This is a genomic window from Rahnella sp. NRRL B-41462 (assembly GCF_003263525.1).
GTDB classification, from domain to species: Bacteria; Pseudomonadota; Gammaproteobacteria; order Enterobacterales; family Enterobacteriaceae; genus Rahnella; species Rahnella aceris.
On the sequence record NZ_JYDF01000018.1, the window covers coordinates 1 to 17,284 of the forward strand.

Genomic DNA, 17,284 nt, shown 5'->3' on the forward strand with positions numbered 1-17,284 from the left:
TTCGCAGGGGGAGGAGTTATTTATCGGGGGATAAGTTCTTCGACCTGCAAAATGCCGTAGACCAGCCGGTAGTTGAGCGGCAGGATGCCGTCGCGGCGGGCATAGTGTTTGTCCAGCAATTGCAGACGTTCACGCCCGCCCAGACCGCCGAGGCGGCCATTTTTGATGTGCGTCGCACCGATGCCTTTCAGGGAGCGCAGCAGCGACATCACATCGGGGAATTGAGCAACATGATCGCTGAAGGTCACATCATGGCGATACGGCGCGCAGGCTTCGGCGATTTTGTCCGGCGTCAGGAACTGATTCACGTGACGTCGGCCATCGACCTTCATCCATGCCGCGGCCAGCTCATTGAGCGAACCTTCTGCCAGCGTGGAAAACAGCACCAGCCCGCCGTTGCGGGTGACGCGGTGCATTTCTTCCAGTGCGCGTGGCAGTGCGTTACACCACTGCACCGCCAGATTGCTGAAGCAGATATCGACAGAGTTGTCGGCAAACGGCAAACGTTCGATGTCGCCCGGCACGTATTCATCAGCAGAATCCAGCTCACGGGCGCGATTTAACATGCCCTCAGAGAGATCCAGCGCAATGACATTTTTACCCTGCGCACGCCAGTAACGGCTGAAGTGGCCGGTGCCACAGCCCGCATCGACGACAATCTTGCCGGCGTCTTGCAGATACGGCGCTGCCAGCGCCAGTAATTCCTCACCCACATCACGCTGCAACTGTGCGGCGTTTTCGTAACTGATGGCGGCGCGACTGAACGCATCGGCCACCGCTTGTTTGTTCACTAATTCAGTGACTGCACCCATGAAGGGACTCCAGCAAAAAATCGATATCTTCCGGCTCATGCGCCGCTGTCAGAGTAATGCGCAGCCGCGCACTGCCCGGTGGCACCGTCGGTGGACGGATGGCGCTGACCCACAATCCGCGATCGCGCAAGGTGGATGCCAGATCCAGCGCGGGCTGGTTTTCACCCACAATCACCGGCTGGATCGCCGTCTGTGAACCGGTCAGCGGATACGGCAAACCGGCGGCACCCGCGCGAAAACGGGCAATATTGGCGGCCAGTTTATCACGCAGACCGTCATCCTGCCGGACTCGTGCCAGTGCAGCCTGTAACGCGCACACCTGCGCGGCGGGCATCGACGTGCTGTAAATCAGATGGCGGGCAAACTGCAACAGGTAATCGGCGGTAGCATCATCACACAACACCGCCGCGCCGCTGCAACCGAAAGCTTTTCCGAATGTGACCACCAGCAGTTCCGGCCGGATGCCCTGTTGCCAGCAACTGCCGCGCCCTTCTTCACCGGTAACGCCCACACCGTGCGCGTCATCAACCATCAGCCAGCTACCGTGCGCTTTGGACAAGTTATGCAGATCAGCCAGCGGCGCGGCGTCGCCGTCCATACTGAATACACCTTCGGTCACCACCAGCGTTTCACCAGCTACGGGTTTTTCCAGCAGGCGCTCAAGGGAATCCGGCTGATTGTGGTGAAAACGCCGCAACTGCGAAGGTGCATGGGCTGCGGCTTCCAGTAAAGACGCGTGACTGAGTTTGTCAGCCAGCACGCGATCCTCAGCCTGCATCAGCGCCGCGAGAATCGCCTGATTCGCCGCAAAACCGGAGATAAACAGCAAAGCCCGCGGATATCCCTGCCACTGCGCCAGTTGTTGCTCAAACGCGGCATGCACCTCGCTGTAACCGGTGACGTGTCCTGAACCGCCGCTGCCGACACCGTATTTAGCCGCGCCCTGCTGCCACGCGGCGATCACCTCAGCGTCCTGACTCAGGCCAAGATAATCGTTACCGGAAAAATTCAGATAACGCCGCCCGCCCTGCGTCAGAAAACGCGCACTGCCGCCCTCATTCGGCTGCCGTACACGAAATGCCGCCGCCTGTTTGCGCGCCGCCACCGCGTCGTTGATCCGCGTTTGCCAGCTCACCGGTTATACCGCAGCGTTGTAGAACTGATCGGTATCGGCGTGGACCAGCTGCTCGGCAAGCGCAGCCTGCTGCTGGTTATCGCCCATTTCTGTTTCAAATGACTGCGGGTTAAGCCCCAGCTTGCCGAACAGAATCAGGTCTTTATCTTCTGCCGGGTTTGGCGTGGTCAGCAGTTTGCAGCCGTAGAAGATGGAGTTGGCACCGGCCATAAAGCACATCGCCTGGGTCTGCTCACTCATCTGCTCACGTCCGGCAGACAGACGCACATAAGATTGCGGCATCATGATGCGCGCGACCGCGATCGTGCGGATGAAATCAAACGGATCCACATCGTCATTATCCGCCAGCGGCGTACCTTTCACTTTCACCAGCATGTTGATCGGCACACTTTCCGGCGGCACCGGCAGGTTCGCCAGTTGCATCAGCAAACCGGCGCGGTCTTTGACGGTTTCACCTAAACCCACAATGCCGCCGGAACAGACTTTAATGCCCGCACCGCGCACTTCCGCCAGCGTATCCAGACGTTCCTGATAGCTGCGGGTCGTTATGATGCTGCCGTAAAATTCCGGCGAGGTATCAAGGTTATGGTTGTAGAAATCCAGCCCGGCGTGCGCCAGACGCTGTGCCTGCGTAGTGTTCAGCGTGCCGAGGGTCATGCAGGTTTCCATGCCCATTTCTTTCACGCCCTGCACCATCTGCTCGAGGTACGGCATGTCACGATCGTGCGGGTTTTTCCACGCCGCGCCCATACAGAAACGGGTTGAACCGGCGGCTTTCGCCTGTCGGGCAGATTCGAGCACCTGCTCGACTTGCATCAGACGTTCAGATTCCAGCCCGGTTTTGTAACGGGAACTTTGCGGGCAATATTTACAGTCTTCGGGACAGGCACCGGTTTTGATCGACAGCAAGGTGCTGACCTGAACCTGTCGCGGGTCAAAATGCTGACGGTGAATTTGCTGCGCTTCGAACATCAGCTCCAGGAATGGCTTATCGAACAGGGCCTGCGTTTTTTCCAGCGTCCAGTGGGTGCGGGCAGTCATTGCGACTCCTTTAAAAAGTGTTCAGTTGTATTTTTTTCATAATCCGTAAACCATTTTTAATTTGTTTTGGTTTACCGTCAACGTTAAAATTATTTTTTAGTTTACAGCTTACGCCTCAGGATTCGTTTATGACCCCCGCCGATATTGAATTCGACCAGCGCCACATCTGGCATCCGTATACCTCTATGACCAAACCGCTGCCCGCCTATCCGGTGGAATCCGCGTCCGGCGTGATGTTGCAGCTGGCTGATGGCCGCAAACTGGTTGATGGCATGTCGTCCTGGTGGGCGGCAATCCACGGTTACAACCATCCGCAGTTGAACCAGGCGGCCATCGAACAAATCGGAAAAATGTCACATGTGATGTTTGGCGGGATCACCCATCCGCCGGCGGTTGCGTTGTGCCGCCGTCTGGTAGAAATGACCCCCGCCGGGCTGGAATGCGTGTTTCTGGCGGATTCTGGTTCGGTGGCCGTTGAAGTAGCACTGAAAATGGCGATGCAATACTGGCAGGCGCGCGGTGAAAAACGCCAGACGTTGCTGACCCTGCGCAATGGCTATCACGGCGACACCTTTGGCGCGATGTCAGTCTGTGACCCGCAAAACTCGATGCACAGTTTGTATCAGGGTTATCTGCCGCAGCATCTGTTCGCCGATGCGCCGCAGAGCCGTTTTGACGGGGAATGGGATGAGGCGGATATCGCGCCATTTGCCAAAATGCTGGACGAAAATCACCGCAAAATCGCCGCAGTCATTGTAGAACCCATCGTTCAGGGGGCGGGCGGGATGCGGATTTATCACCCGTTGTATCTCAAACGCGTGCGTAAGTTATGCGATGAATATGGCGTGTTGCTGATTGCCGATGAAATTGCCACCGGATTTGGCCGCACCGGCAAGCTGTTTGCCTGTGATCACGCCGGGATTTCGCCGGATATCCTCTGCCTCGGCAAAGCCCTGACCGGCGGCTACATGACACTTTCCGCCACGCTCACCACCCGCCATGTGGCACAGGTGATCAGTGACGGCGAGGCGGGATGTTTCATGCACGGCCCGACATTTATGGGCAATCCGCTGGCCTGCGCGGTCGCCAGCGCCAGCCTGCATTTACTTGCGGAAAACCGCTGGCAGGCGCAGGTATTGAGCATTGAGAAACAGCTGAATGCCGGTTTACAGCCGCTGGCAGCACATCCGGCGGTCGCCGATGTGCGGGTGCTCGGGGCGATTGGTGTGGTGGAAATGCGCCAGCCGGTAGACATGGCGCAATTGCAGAAGCATTTTGTCGGTCAGGGTGTGTGGATCCGCCCGTTCGGCAAGCTGATTTACCTGATGCCGCCGTACATCATTTCACCTGAAGAACTGAGCAAACTGACCGGCGCAATCGCCAGCGCACTGACTGCGCTTTACTGATTAGCCTGTAGTGACTAACCGGTGCGAGGTGGATAACAGCGCGCTCAGTTTTTCCCGGCTGAGCCGCGCTTCTTCATTAAGAAAATCAATTGCCACTTTCAGCGCAGGGGTCGGATTTTCCGGATACAGCAACGTATAAGACGCGCCGCTTGCCACGCACAGCGGGAACGGCGCAATCACCCTTCCCGCCTGCAAATCATCTTCAATTAATGTCAGATCGCCTATCGCCACACCGTAGCCCTGCAACGCCGAATTGATCGCCAGATCCAGCGTATCGAAATGCTGTGATTTGGCTGACGGCAATCCCTGTACGCCCTCCTCCCGCAGCCACAACAACCAGTCGCGACGGTCACGCGTCGGGTGAAGCAGCGTTTTATCGGCCAGATCCGCCACTTTCGTTTTCCCTTTATGACGCGGCAGAAACTCCGGCGTACACACCGGCGTCAGCACTTCATCAAACAGATGATGCGCCCGGCGCTGTGATTCCGGCGGACGACCAAACACTACGGCAGCATCAAAATGTTCGTTGCTGAAATCCACGCCGTGGGCGATGGAAGCTGTCAGCTCGATCTGCAAATCCGGCCTGTCGTTTTGTAGCTGGATAACACGCGGCAGCAGCCAGCGCATGGAACAGGTCGGGCATTTAATGCGTAAGGTATCCGGATGCGAACCCACACGTTGCAAGGCTTCTCCCATCAGCGCCAGCGCCTGTTGTACCGGCGGCAACAACTGCGCCCCGCGCGGGGTCAGCGTCAGCCCGCGGGCCTGACGTAAAAACAACGGATAACCCAGCGTGGCCTCAAGTCCGGTGATCTGGCGACTGACCGCGCCCTGGGTGATGTGCAGCAACGCCGCCGCGTGTGTCAGATTCAAGGTTTGCGCAACCACGGCAAAGGTTTTCAGCACGTTGAGCGAGGGTAAATTCAGATACGGCAGTTCAGGAGAAAAACTCACAGTTACCTCGTCAGAAACGTTATAAAGCCATGACTTCAGATCATAACGAGTATGACAAACTTTCCATTGTCGGCACAGGGGAACTGTTGCTTAATCATTCAACACCCGTTTTTACCTTCTCATGGCCACCCGGCCTGCTTTTTGGGGAAAATGCTATGAAGAGCGCCATGTCGCCCCTGTCAAAACTACCTGACGTCGGCACCACCATTTTTACCGTTATCGGCCAGCTCAGCGCTGAACATAACGCCCTGAACCTGTCACAGGGGGCACCGAATTTCTCATGCCAGCCCGCGTTAATCGACAGCGTCGCAAAAGCCATGCGCGAGGGGCATAACCAGTACGCACCAATGAGTGGCGTGGCGGCATTACGCCATGCGTTGTCCGCCAAAGTCGAAGCGCTTTATGGCTGCAAATATGATGCCGACAGCGAAGTGACGGTGATTGCCAGCGCCAGCGAAGGCCTGTATTCCGCCATCAGCGCCCTGGTACATCCGGGCGATGAAGTCATTTATTTCGAGCCGTCATTTGACAGCTATGCACCGATCGTCCGTTTACAGGGCGCGAAGCCGGTGGCTATCGGCCTGTCGCTGGATGATTTCAGCATCGACTGGGATCAGGTCGCCAGCGCGATCAACAGCCGCACGCGAATGATCATCATCAACAGTCCGCATAACCCGACCGGTGCCATTTTCACTGAATTTGATATCGAACGACTGACCGCGCTGACCCAAGACACCGACATCGTGATTTTGTCCGATGAAGTGTATGAGCACGTGGTGTTCGACGGCGAGCGCCACGAAAGCATGGCCTGCTATCCGCAACTGGCTGAGCGCAGCGTGATTGTGTCGTCTTTCGGCAAAACCTATCACGTCACCGGCTGGCGTGTGGGTTATTGCCTGGCACCGGCAGAACTAATGGATGAAATCCGCAAAGTGCATCAGTTTATGGTGTTCTCTGCCGATACGCCGATGCAGGTCGCATTCGCCGAAGCGCTGGCTGACCCGCAAAGTTATCTGGGACTGGCCGATTTTTATCAGCAAAAACGCGACCTGCTGGCCGAAGCCCTCAGCGAATCCCGCTTTGAATTACTGCCAAGCCGTGGCAGTTTCTTTATGCTGGCGCGTTTTAGTCATTTCAGTCCACTGACCGACGACGAATTTGTGCTGAGCCTGATCCGCGATCATCAGATCGCGACCATTCCGCTGTCAGCCTTTTACAGCAATAACCAACCAACAGGGCTTATCCGTCTGAGCTTTGCCAAAGATAACGACACGTTGTACGAAGGCGCACGCCGGTTGTGTCGCGTCTGAACCTTTGTATTCATCTCAATAACGCCGGGGAATTGTGAATAATGAAAAAATTGAAAATCGCATTGCTGTTAGGTTGTGCCGTCGCGTCTTTCTCCGCACTGGCGGACGGTTCCACGCTCAAATTTGGTCTGGAAGCGCAATATCCACCGTTCGAATCGAAAAGCGCGACCGGTGAATTACAGGGTTTTGATATCGATCTGGGCAACGCCGTCTGCGCCGCCGCCAGTGTGAAATGCGACTGGTACGACACTTCTTTCGACGGCCTGATTGCAGCCCTGCAGGCGCGTAAATTTGATGCGATTAACTCGGCGATGAACGTGACGGATAAACGTCGTCAGGCGATTGATTTTACCAACGTGATTTACCGCGTCCCCACCAAACTGATTGCGAAGAAAGATTCCGGCCTGCTGCCGACCACGGAGTCGCTGAAAGGCAAGCATATCGGCGTGTTACAGGGGTCGATTCAGGAAAGTTATGCGCAGGCACACTGGGCACCGAAAGGCGTGGATATCGTCTCTTATCAGGATCAGAATCAGGTGTATCTGGATCTGTCATCCGGTCGTCTCGACGGCACATTAGTGCTGGCCCCGGCCGGTCAGACCGGTTTCCTGTCGCGTCCGGACGGTAAAGATTACGGCTTCGTCGGTGACGCCGTACGCGATGACAAAATTCTCGGCAGCGGCATCGCCTTCGGCCTGCGTAAAGGCGATACCCAGTTGAAAGAAAAGCTGGATACAGCGATCGCTAAAGTGCAAAAAGATGGCGTGGTGAAAGAGCTTTCGAAGAAATACTTTGGTGATATTGATGTGAGCGTGAAGTAAAGCCGCCAGGAAGACAGGTTTAACTTTTGCGCCTCCCTCTGCGAAGGGGGAGGCCGGGAGGGAGTTTTTAAGGGCTAACACCTCGTCAAAAAAACTTCAACCCATTGATTTTGCTTTAATACCCCACCCCAGCCCTCCCCTTCGCAGGGGAGGGTGCCACTTAATACTCAGAATTCACAATGACTTCTTCGCCAAACGCACCGGCTTGTGGCAGCGGTTTATAGCTGGAGTTTGACGCACGCAGTACGCGAATGCCCCTCGCGCTCACGGCCTGAGCGGCAGTGATATCATTGTCAGAGTCGCCATAAAACACTTTAATTTGCTTATCTTTCAGCCACTGCGTTTTTGTGTTCTGACCGGCTTTGTCACCGGCGAAAATAACCGCATTCACTTTGTCCTGCGGGATTTGGAAATCGTTCTGCAGCGTCTTCGTCACGGTCTCAGTTTTGGTTTCGCTGCGGCCGGTCACGAAGTAAATGCTGTCGCCGCGTTTGAGGTGCATGGCAATCAGGCTCTTTGCCACCTCTTTTGGCATGCTGAAATCATCCCAGCCGTTGTTCATTTTCTCCCAGAATTTCGGGTTCTTCAGATAATCCTGTTTTCCGGGGGAAAACTCGACCTGCCCGCGGTAAAAGCCTGGCGAGGAAAACAACACCGTGTCATCGATATCAAAACCGACAGCTATTGACGGGCGGCCGTTCAGGCTGTTTTCAATTTGCGCGACCGACACCCAGTGAACCGGCGATTGCTGCGCGAGTTGCGCCACATTGACGCCCGGCCAGAGCGGCGCGGGCGCGGGCTCTTTGGCGAAGGCAGACTGATTCAGGCTGAGCAACAGGAAAACGGCACTCAGTGCCAGAGGAGTTTTACGCATTAGGATCCCTTTTTTATGCTTATTAATCTTGCAGATAAAGTGGAGCAACGGGTCAAAAATCTTACCGACCATACCTGTGCAACCTGCAGATTTAAAGGAATTTTCCGGCAGATGTCATAGGAAAAGATGATGGTCACATTTCAGGGAAAAATCGCAGGGTTTATTCAAACATGGCATAAAGCGCTTGGTTCGAAAACTGTTTAGCGTCCTATACTTATTCCCAATTACGTTAGCTTTTAACTTTCTTATAAGAAAACGAAAAGGAATGACTATGCCCCAGTTACAGTCTGAAAACCGCCGCATCGTGCTGGCTTCACGCCCTCACGGCAAACCCGTCGATGACAATTTCCGTCTGGAAAAAGCGCCGTTACCGCAGGCCAGAGACGGTCAGTTATTACTGCGTACCGTGTGGCTTTCGCTCGACCCGTACATGCGCGGACGTATGAGCGATGCGCCTTCTTACGCTGCGCCGGTACAAATCGGTGAAGTAATGACCGGCGGCGCAGTTTCCCGCGTGGTGGAATCAAAAAGCCCGGATTTTAAAGCCGGGGATTTCGTGGTCGGCAGCACCGGATGGCAGGATTATTCCGTGGCCGACGCCAAAGCCGTGAAGAAACTCGAAGGCGCGGCACTCAAACAACCTTCCCTTGCACTCGGTGTTTTAGGCATGCCGGGCTTCACCGCTTTTATGGGGCTGCTGGATATTGGCGAACCCAAGCCGGGGGAAACGCTGGTCGTTGCTGCAGCGACCGGGCCGGTCGGCTCGCTGGTCGGACAAATTGGTAAAATCAAAGGCTGTCGCGTGATCGGGATTGCCGGTGGTGAAGAGAAATGCCGCTATGCCGTTGAACATTTCGGTTTCGATGAGTGTCTCGATCACCGCGCCCCGGATCTGGATAAACGCCTGAAAGCGGCCTGCCCGGATGGCATTGATGTGTATTTTGAAAACGTCGGTGGCGCGGTGTTTGATGCCGTATTGCCGCTGCTCAATACCAAAGCGCGTATTCCGCTGTGCGGGCTGGTTTCCCAATATAACGCGACCGGTCTGAAAGAGGGACAAGATCGCCTTTCCCTGCTGACCGGCACCATTCTGAAGAAACGCATGCGTGTGCAGGGCTTTATTATTTTTGATGATTACGGCCATCGCTATCCGGAGTTTGCAAAACAGATGAGCGAATGGTTTGAACAAGGGAAAGTGAAATTCCGCGAAGATATCGTGGAAGGATTAGAGAATGCACCGCAGGCGTTCTTTGGCCTGCTTGAGGGTAAAAACTTTGGCAAACTGGTCGTTCGTGTCGGTCAGGACTGATTACTCCTTAACTAAAGCTGACGGCGTCCACAGGAGGTAACATGAAATTACTGATTGTATTGACATCACACGATAAGCTCGGCGAAACCGGTAAGAAAACCGGTTTCTGGCTGGAAGAATTTACCGCGCCTTATTACGAGTTTCTGGATGCAGGCGCCGGGCTGACGCTGGCCTCGCCGAAAGGCGGACAGCCACCACTCGATCCGAAAAGTGATGAGCCGGATGCGCAGACCGAAACAACCGAACGCTTCCGCAGTGATAAAGATGCGCAGAAGGTGCTGGCGAACACGCACAAACTTGCTGATGTTAACGCTGATGACTTCGATGCCATTTTCTATCCGGGTGGTCACGGACCGTTGTGGGATCTGTCTGAAGACCCGCATTCCATCGCGCTGATCCAGGCTTTCTGGGCAGCGGGCAAACCGGTTTCTGCGGTCTGCCACGCGCCGGGGGTGTTGCGCAATGTGCTGGTGGAAGATGGCACGCCGCTGGTGAAAGACAAGCGCGTAACCGGCTTTAGTAACAGCGAAGAAGACGCGGTTGGCCTGACCGACATCGTGCCTTTTTTGGTTGAAGACGAGCTGAAGAAAAATGGCGGCGATTACAGTAAGGCAGCGGACTGGCGGCCTTATGCCGTCACCGATGGCAAACTGATCACCGGTCAGAATCCGGCCTCTTCCAGAGCAGTCGCGCAGGCATTACTGAAAATGCTGGGCGGCGGCGAGGTCGGCAAGTAATCTGCCCGTGACTATTTCATCATCTGAAGAGGGTTCTATGGCATTTACACTCACCAGTAATGATTTGCGCGATGGCGACAAAATGCCGGAAACGCAGGTTTTTAACGGCATGGGCTACAACGGCGACAACCTTTCGCCGCATCTGGCCTGGTCCGGTGCCCCCGAGGGCACCAAAAGTTTTGTGATAACCGTTTATGACCCGGATGCCCCGACCGGCTCCGGCTGGTGGCACTGGGGCGTCGCGAATATTCCGGCAGACGTCACCGAATTGCCGCAAGGCGCGGGCTCCGGCAAAGGCGGTTTACCTGCCGGTGCCGTGCAGACCCGCACCGATTTTGGCAAAGCCGGTTATGGCGGCGCAGCCCCTCCGCAGGGCGAACACCATCACTATCATTTCACCGTATACGCCATCGATACTGAAACGCTGGAAGTCGATGAGAATGCCAGCGGCGCGTATCTCGGCTTCAATGTGCATTTCCATACTCTCGGCAAAGCATCACTGACAGTGATATACAGCTGATTCCTGTGGTATAAAAGACGCAGAAAAGGTGGTCAGTTTTACTGGCCACCGTTTTTTTATTGCGGCGATGACCGCAACATTGAAAAAAAAGAACAATCTTCTTCATCAAGGAGTCAGTCACAGTGAAAATTTCCACCCTGTCGCGCGCGTGCGCTATGTTGTCTGCCAGCCTGATCCTGGCGGCATGCAGCAGCCATCAAGGCTTATCCAGCCAGGTTGCTCCGGGCACCGCGTCACTGCCCGTGTTATCAGCGGACGAAGCGGCCAATTTTACAACGAAAAATTATCTGGCCTTTGGCGGCCCTTCTTTGCAGGTTCAGCAACAGGGCTGGTTCCCTAAACTGGCCAGCACTGACGGTGTGAACACCCATTTCGTGGTCGGCCCGCAGTTAGGCACCGACGGCGCAGAATACTCTAACGTTCAGATGGCGGTAAACGCGGCACTGGCTGTGCGTAACCACGGTGAACGTATCTTCATTAAAATCCTGCCAGGCACTTACAACGGCGCCGTGTACATCCCGGCGGGTTCACCACCGGTCACCTTATTCGGTGCGGGCAACAGCTCTGCTGATGTGACCCTCGCACAAGGTCTGGAAGCCGCAGCGGCACCCGCCACTTACCGTTCAACCGTCAGTCCTAACGGCCAGTTCCTGCCGGGCGATCGCGCGTTCTATATGTTCCAGAACTGCGCCACCCTGACCACTGAAACCATCGGCACCGGCTGTACCGCGACCGTGTGGTCACAAAGCAACGGTGTGCAGATTCAGAACCTGACCATCGGCAATTCCCTGCTCGATACTGTTGACGGGGGCGATCATTCCGCCGTTGCGCTGCGTACCGACGGTGACAATGTGATTCTGGATAACGTGCGCCTGATTGGCCGCCAGAATACCTTTATGGTGAACACCGCCAACATCCACAACCAGACTGACAACAGTCGTTACAGCCGTGCATACGTGCATAACAGCCTGATCGTGGGTGATGTGGATTACGTATTTGGTCGGGCGAATGCCGTCTTTGACCACGTTGAATTCCACACCGTCAGCAGCCGTGGCGTGAAACAGGCGTCTGTCTTTGCGCCAAACACGCCAGCAGCTGCACCGTATGGCTTCCTGGTGATCGACAGCAACCTGACCGGCGACCGTGGCTTCGAGCAGGCTGCGAAAGCGAAAATGGGGCGTGCGTGGGATGCTGATGGCGCAAGCAGCCAGCTGGTAATCCGCGACAGCAGCTTCGACAACAGCTATGACCAGATGAATCCGTGGGGCGCTTCTGTCTTCTCCGGCCAGCCATTTGCCGGCAACGTGCCAAAAGATGAGAAACAACAGCGCAATCTGAATGACACTAACTTCAACCGCCTGTGGCAGTACAACAACGTGCTGACACAGCCTGCGAAGTAATTCAGTCTGATGCCATGAAAAAACCGCCGGGGTTGCCTCCGGCGGTTTTTTTTCGTTCTGCGGACTTCGTTCTGCGAAAATGTTACAACGCTTCGTTGCCCAGACGGAATACCGACACCGTGCGTTCCAGATTCACCGCCTGCTCATCGAGCGAAGCCGCCGCACTGGCAGACTGTTGAACCAGCGCCGAGTTTTGCTGGGTGACGGTATCCATCTCTGCCACCGCCTGCGCAATCTGACTGATGCCGCGACTTTGCTCGTCAGACGCCGATGCGATCTCATGAATGATTTGCGTGACATGACGGACAGAGCCGACGATTTCTTCCATCGTGTCACCCGCTTTGCCAACCAGCACAGAGCCGTTATTAACGTTAATCACCGATTTACCAATCAGCCCTTCAATCTCTTTCGCCGCCTGCCCGCTGCGCTGCGCAAGGCTACGGACTTCGCTGGCGACCACGGCAAAACCGCGGCCCTGCTCCCCTGCCCGCGCCGCTTCAACCGCAGCATTCAGCGCCAGAATATTGGTCTGGAAAGCGATGCTGTTGATGACCGTGGTAATTTCGGAAATCTGCTTCGAACTGACAGTAATCTCTTTCATCACGCCCACGACATCGGCCACCAGTTTACCGCCCCGCGCTGCCGTATTGGCCGCATCGGAGGCCAGCTGACTGGCCTGCGCGGCATTGTCGGCGTTCTGTTTCACCGTTGAGGTCAGTTGTTCCATGCTGGCCGCTGTTTGCCCCAGCGCTGCCGCCTGCTCTTCGGTACGGGCTGACAGATCGATATTACCTGCGGCTATTTCGCCCGAAGCGCGGGTCACCTGCGTTACGCCTTCGCGGATATCACCGATGATGCCGTGCAGGTTCTGGTTCATGGTTTCAATGGCGCGGCTCAGTTGCCCCACTTCGTCAAAACTGTGGCTGGTGGCATGAGTAGAAAGATCACCGGCAGCGATACGTTCTGCGGTTTGCAGCGTGCGGCGCAGAGGAAGTGTCAGCTGACGAGTCATGCGCCACGAAATCAACACACCGGCAACCACAGTCGCCACAATGATCACCAGCATTTCAGAAATGGTGCGCGTCACTTCGTTATGCAGATTGTTCATCTCATGATCGAGCAACGTGTTAGACGCAGAGGTCAGGGCCAGCCCGGCTTCGGCCAATTGTGCGGTGATTTTTTCCGCATCGCTGCCTGCCGGAGGATTCAGCGTGTGCTGCCAGCTTTCACGATAACGGCGGATATTTTCCGGCATGGTTTCCACCAGACGCTGGTCTTGCGGATCCCAGGAGTACGCCTCAACATCAGCCTGACGGGCTTCCAGTTTATCCAGCGCCTGGCGGTTTTCTTCAACAAATCTGGGGTCTTTGCTGGCCATATATGAAAGCCGGGTAAATTTGGCATCGCTCAGCAAATCGTTAACGGTCTTGAGCAAGGACGCCTTTTCAGCGCGTTGATTGATGCTGGTCAGATGGTAGACACCGGACACAGCGATAAAGGATCCCAGAAGCAACACCAGCGCAAATCCTGCACCGAGCTTGCTGGCAATTGAGGCATGGCGAACCCGGCCAGCGATCCCTGAAAGTACATTCATTTTCTTCTCCCTGATAACCAAAAGGACTGACTCTGAAGTGGCAACGCCACCGAAGAATCAGTGAATAACGGGAGAGTTATCGACCAGCAATGTTCAACATTTATAGAAACATTAAAATATTTCTTATATATAGCACGTATAGCACAGGCAATAAAAAAGCCCCTTATTACAGGGGCTTGATCATTATTTCAGAGCGGTATTATTGATCAGTTAAAAATAAATCATTAGATAAACTAACCAGTAAACAGCCGTGATTAATTAATTTCCAGAATGCTTACCCACATCGGGCCTTTGCCCACCGCGTAGGTTTTCAACGTCGTCAGCTGACCGTTTTGCGGATCAATTTTCGCGACTTCAATCGCATCCGATTTCTGTCCTGCGGTGATCACATACTGGCCGGAGTGATCAATATTGAAACCACGCGGCTGTGTCTGGGTGGCGTGATGCCCGGCCAGTTCAAGCACGCTGCCATCTTCTGAGACGGTCAGCACAGAAATCAGGCTGGCAGTACGGTCTGAGGCATACAGGAATTTGCCGTCCGGCGTGATGTGCAAATCGGCCGCCCAGCAGGTGCCGGTGAAATCAGCGGGCATAATCCCCAGTGTCTGCACCTGACGGTATTCGCCGCTGGTGACGTCTTTCTGGTACACATCCACGCTGCTGTTCAGCTCATTTACACAGTAGGCAAAATGATGATTCGGGTGGAATGCCATATGACGCGGGCCCGCACCCGCTGCGGTTTTCAGCTCCGGCGCGTTATGCGGCGTCGCTTCGCCGTTCACACTGAAGTCAAACTGGCGGATACGGTCTTCTTTCAGCGCCGGGATCATCAGCACCTGATTGGTCGGGTCAATATTGGCTGAGTGCGGAGCCTGGATGTTTTCCAGCACCTGCACCGGGGCCAGTGCGAGGCCTTTTTCATCCAGCGGATGAATGCTGACATTGTTAAAGCTGTAGGACGCGGAGAACACAAAACGCCCCTGAAGGTCTATACCCAGATGCGTCGGACTGCCCGGCAGAGGTGCCATCGCGGCTTCTTCCAGTTTACCTTCATGGTCGATGCGGTAGGTCAGCACGCCGAACTCAGGACGTACGCCGACGTAAAGACGATGACCATCGGGATGAATCACCATCGGCTGAACCTGTCCCGGAACGTCCACCGTTTGCAGCAGGCTCAGTTCACCATTGTCTGCCAGACGAAAAGCGTGGATTTGCTGGCTCTCAGGGCTGGCAATGTAGACAACTTGCTTCATCACATCTCCTTATTAAGACTGAATGAGTCGTTATGTTTTTTACAGCGTAGCTCAGGTTAGCACGATACGACGGCACCTTTAGTGCCGGATACCCGGTTTAATTAGCAGGCTAAAAAAGGTAATATGGCGATAATTTCCCCTTATTCCCCCTCACTTACGATGGACTGCTCATGACTTATCGCATTATTGCGCTCGATCTCGACGGGACGCTGCTGGACCGCCAAAAACGTATCCTTCCAGAATCCCTTGCCGCACTGGCCGATGCCCGTGCACAGGGAATCAAAGTGGTCGTCGTGACCGGACGCCATCATGTCGCTATCCATCCGTTTTATCAGGCATTGCAGCTCGATACACCTGCTATCTGCTGTAACGGCACCTATTTGTATGATTATCAGGCACGTAAGGTCTTAACTTCTGATCCGCTGGATCCGGTCAAAGCAAAAAAAGTGGTCGACTTGCTGGAATATCACGGCATCCACGGTCTGTTGTATGTCGATGACGCCATGCTGTATCAGCAACCGAGCGGCCACGTCAGCCGGTCCATTGCCTGGGGGCAAACCCTGCCGGAACATCAGCGCCCAAACATTATTCAGGTGAACAGTCTTCGCGAGGCCGCTGATGATGCGCAGTCGATCTGGAAATTCGCCACCTCACATCAGGATCTCGATGCCCTGCATACGTTTGCCTCGCAGGTTGAAAACGAGCTGGGTCTGGCCTGCGAATGGTCATGGCATGATCAGGTGGATGTGGCGAAAGGAGGCAACAGCAAAGGTCGCCGCTTGCAGGAATGGGTCGAATCGCAGGGTATGAGCATGCAGGATGTGGTGGCGTTCGGTGATAACTACAACGACCTGAGCATGCTGGAAAATGTCGGTCTGGGCGTGGCGATGGGCAATGCAGCAGATGCTATCAAAGAACGTGCCGCGCTGGTGATTGGCGATCACGAAACACCCGGCATCGCTGAGGTTATCCGCAATAAAGTACTGAACTAACCTTTAACGACACACCTTCCTCTTTCACAGAGGAAGGTGTTTTTTTTATGCAGGATAATCAGTCGCTTTTCAGCGTCTTATTCCTGACCGGCCGGACGGCGCGGGTAATTAATTGCTTATTCTCGTCGAAGTACCGGCTGGGCCAGATCACCGACGGATGGATATCCAGAGCCTGAGCAATGATCAGTTCCCCTTTCGGCCACGGACGCGCCAGCGCATTGGCCAGTGTGGATGAGCCTAAACCGGCTTGACGCGAGACCGCCGCCAGTGAGGATTTTTTCTTACGTAATGCAGCAATGATATCTGCCGGATGCCAGTCATTTTCCATTTTTATCCCTCTTCCTTATGTTGTTTGTTCAACTATCTGAATTGTGAATTACACTGACATATAACGATGTCCAGTAACTCTAAACAACAATAATGTTAAGTGATGCTAAACATAACGTCAATACAGTTTCTATGGTTATTGATAATGATCCCACATCGACTGAAATCCGCACGGACAAAAGCCAGACTTACGCAGGAAAAATTGGGTGTTTTAGCCGGAATAGATGAGAGCACTGCGCGTTCGCGGGTGTCGCAATATGAAAACGGCACGTACAGCCCGAACTTCGACACCATGTGTCATTTCGCCCGGGTGCTTAACGTGCCGGAATGCTATTTCTATATTATTGATGACGCGTTTGCCGAAGAGGTTCTGGTGCTTTACGCCGCCTTTAACCCGTCAGAAAAGTAAGACGCAATACGATTAACGACTGACCGACACACTTTTGATCTGCGCATACAACCACTGGCCTGCGCGGATCATCAGTTCGTCCCGCGCCCACGGCGAGATCCGCGCCCAGATGATGTGATCGGCCATCGCCAGTTTGACCTCCACCTGATTCCCCAGATCCAGACATTCGAGCACTTTCGCTGGCAGAATATTGCGGATACTGCTGTTGTTAGCCGTCGGTTGCAGCACCAGCGAAACGTCCGTGGAATTCACGCGAATGCGCAACGCCGTGCCGGGCGCCTCTTCGACTTTACTGATCCATAAACGCTGATCGCCAATGGCCAGTGCGGTCATTTCATAGCGCGGATGATGTTCCAGTACGCTGACATTCAGCACGCTGCTTTGCTCTTC

The 17,284-nt window shown here is 54.8% G+C and carries 17 protein-coding genes and 2 pseudogenes; 9 read left to right on the forward strand and 10 right to left on the reverse strand.

Features of this window, described 5'->3' with window-relative positions; translation table 11 throughout:
* Positions 1–20: 20 nt before the first annotated feature.
* The 3 genes from bioC to bioB are packed head-to-tail and all read right to left on the reverse strand — an operon-like array spanning position 21 to position 2,988.
* Positions 21–812: a malonyl-ACP O-methyltransferase BioC gene (gene bioC, locus UC14_RS06075; RefSeq protein WP_015690232.1), complete on the reverse strand. Its 792-nt coding sequence runs from the start codon at positions 810–812 to the stop codon at positions 21–23.
* Positions 796–1,947 carry an 8-amino-7-oxononanoate synthase gene (gene bioF / locus UC14_RS06080; RefSeq protein WP_112197385.1) on the reverse strand — a complete coding sequence of 384 codons (1,152 nt, stop codon included), beginning with the start codon at positions 1,945–1,947 and terminating at the stop codon, positions 796–798. The genes bioC and bioF overlap by 17 nt, the downstream gene beginning before the upstream one ends.
* A 3-nt stretch (positions 1,948–1,950) precedes the next feature.
* Entirely contained in the window at positions 1,951–2,988 is a 1,038-nt protein-coding gene (bioB, locus tag UC14_RS06085) for a biotin synthase BioB (protein WP_013576387.1), read from the reverse strand.
* Positions 2,989–3,116: 128 nt separating this feature from the next.
* On the opposite strand from bioB, the gene bioA reads away from it, so the two are divergent.
* A complete protein-coding gene (bioA, locus tag UC14_RS06090) occupies positions 3,117–4,394 on the forward strand; it encodes an adenosylmethionine--8-amino-7-oxononanoate transaminase (protein WP_112197386.1) in 1,278 nt (425 codons plus the stop codon).
* Here bioA and UC14_RS06095 read toward each other — a convergent pair whose 3' ends face one another.
* A complete protein-coding gene (locus UC14_RS06095; protein ID WP_013576389.1) occupies positions 4,395–5,348 on the reverse strand; it encodes a LysR substrate-binding domain-containing protein in 954 nt (317 codons plus the stop codon).
* 155 nt (positions 5,349–5,503) lie between these two features.
* Between UC14_RS06095 and UC14_RS06100 the strand changes: the two genes are divergently transcribed.
* Together UC14_RS06100 and UC14_RS06105 are read left to right on the forward strand one after the other, a co-directional pair.
* Positions 5,504–6,658: a methionine aminotransferase gene (locus tag UC14_RS06100; RefSeq protein ID WP_112197390.1), complete on the forward strand. Its 1,155-nt coding sequence runs from the start codon at positions 5,504–5,506 to the stop codon at positions 6,656–6,658.
* Positions 6,659–6,699: 41 nt separating this feature from the next.
* Positions 6,700–7,479, forward strand: coding sequence for an ABC transporter substrate-binding protein (locus UC14_RS06105; RefSeq protein ID WP_037037147.1), 780 nt, complete (start codon positions 6,700–6,702; stop codon positions 7,477–7,479).
* A 160-nt stretch (positions 7,480–7,639) separates the two neighbouring features.
* On the opposite strand, the gene aphA is transcribed toward UC14_RS06105, so the two are convergent.
* A complete protein-coding gene (gene aphA / locus UC14_RS06110; RefSeq protein WP_112197387.1) occupies positions 7,640–8,353 on the reverse strand; it encodes an acid phosphatase AphA in 714 nt (237 codons plus the stop codon).
* A 271-nt stretch (positions 8,354–8,624) separates the two neighbouring features.
* On the opposite strand from aphA, the gene UC14_RS06115 reads away from it, so the two are divergent.
* The 4 genes from UC14_RS06115 (at position 8,625) to UC14_RS06130 (ending at position 12,319) form a co-directional block, all read left to right on the forward strand.
* A complete protein-coding gene (locus UC14_RS06115) occupies positions 8,625–9,662 on the forward strand; it encodes an NADP-dependent oxidoreductase (RefSeq protein ID WP_013576393.1) in 1,038 nt (345 codons plus the stop codon).
* A gap of 41 nt (positions 9,663–9,703) precedes the next feature.
* Positions 9,704–10,399, forward strand: a complete 696-nt coding sequence (locus UC14_RS06120) for a type 1 glutamine amidotransferase domain-containing protein (protein WP_013576394.1) — start codon at positions 9,704–9,706, stop codon at positions 10,397–10,399.
* Positions 10,400–10,436: 37 nt separating this feature from the next.
* The gene (locus tag UC14_RS06125; RefSeq protein WP_013576395.1) at positions 10,437–10,919 is read left to right on the forward strand and encodes a kinase inhibitor; all 483 of its coding nucleotides are present in this window, start codon (positions 10,437–10,439) and stop codon (positions 10,917–10,919) included.
* 122 nt (positions 10,920–11,041) lie between these two features.
* Entirely contained in the window at positions 11,042–12,319 is a 1,278-nt protein-coding gene (locus tag UC14_RS06130) for a putative acyl-CoA thioester hydrolase (RefSeq protein ID WP_112197388.1), read from the forward strand.
* Positions 12,320–12,462: 143 nt separating this feature from the next.
* On the opposite strand, the pseudogene UC14_RS27345 reads toward UC14_RS06130, so the two are convergent.
* The 3 genes and pseudogenes from UC14_RS27345 to pgl form a co-directional block, all read right to left on the reverse strand.
* Positions 12,463–12,513: pseudogene (locus UC14_RS27345) on the reverse strand (hypothetical protein); the annotation flags it as partial.
* Between the two features lie 17 nt (positions 12,514–12,530).
* Positions 12,531–13,913, reverse strand: a pseudogene (locus UC14_RS06135) (methyl-accepting chemotaxis protein); the annotation flags it as partial.
* Positions 13,914–14,167: 254 nt separating this feature from the next.
* On the reverse strand, positions 14,168–15,166 hold the full coding sequence (gene pgl, locus UC14_RS06140; RefSeq protein ID WP_013576398.1) for a 6-phosphogluconolactonase: 999 nt from the start codon (positions 15,164–15,166) through the stop codon (positions 14,168–14,170).
* Between the two features lie 170 nt (positions 15,167–15,336).
* Between pgl and UC14_RS06145 the strand changes: the two genes are divergently transcribed.
* Positions 15,337–16,158, forward strand: a complete 822-nt coding sequence (locus UC14_RS06145; RefSeq protein ID WP_013576399.1) for a pyridoxal phosphatase — start codon at positions 15,337–15,339, stop codon at positions 16,156–16,158.
* Between the two features lie 58 nt (positions 16,159–16,216).
* Here the strand turns inward: UC14_RS06145 and UC14_RS06150 are convergent, their stop codons facing one another.
* Entirely contained in the window at positions 16,217–16,486 is a 270-nt protein-coding gene (locus tag UC14_RS06150) for a helix-turn-helix transcriptional regulator (RefSeq protein WP_013576400.1), read from the reverse strand.
* 144 nt (positions 16,487–16,630) lie between these two features.
* On the opposite strand from UC14_RS06150, the gene UC14_RS06155 reads away from it, so the two are divergent.
* Positions 16,631–16,894, forward strand: coding sequence for a helix-turn-helix transcriptional regulator (locus UC14_RS06155; RefSeq protein WP_013576401.1), 264 nt, complete (start codon positions 16,631–16,633; stop codon positions 16,892–16,894).
* Between the two features lie 12 nt (positions 16,895–16,906).
* On the opposite strand, the gene UC14_RS06160 is transcribed toward UC14_RS06155, so the two are convergent.
* Positions 16,907–17,284, reverse strand: a 378-nt coding sequence (locus UC14_RS06160; RefSeq protein WP_198670055.1) for a TOBE domain-containing protein, incomplete at its 5' end; no start/stop codon positions are given.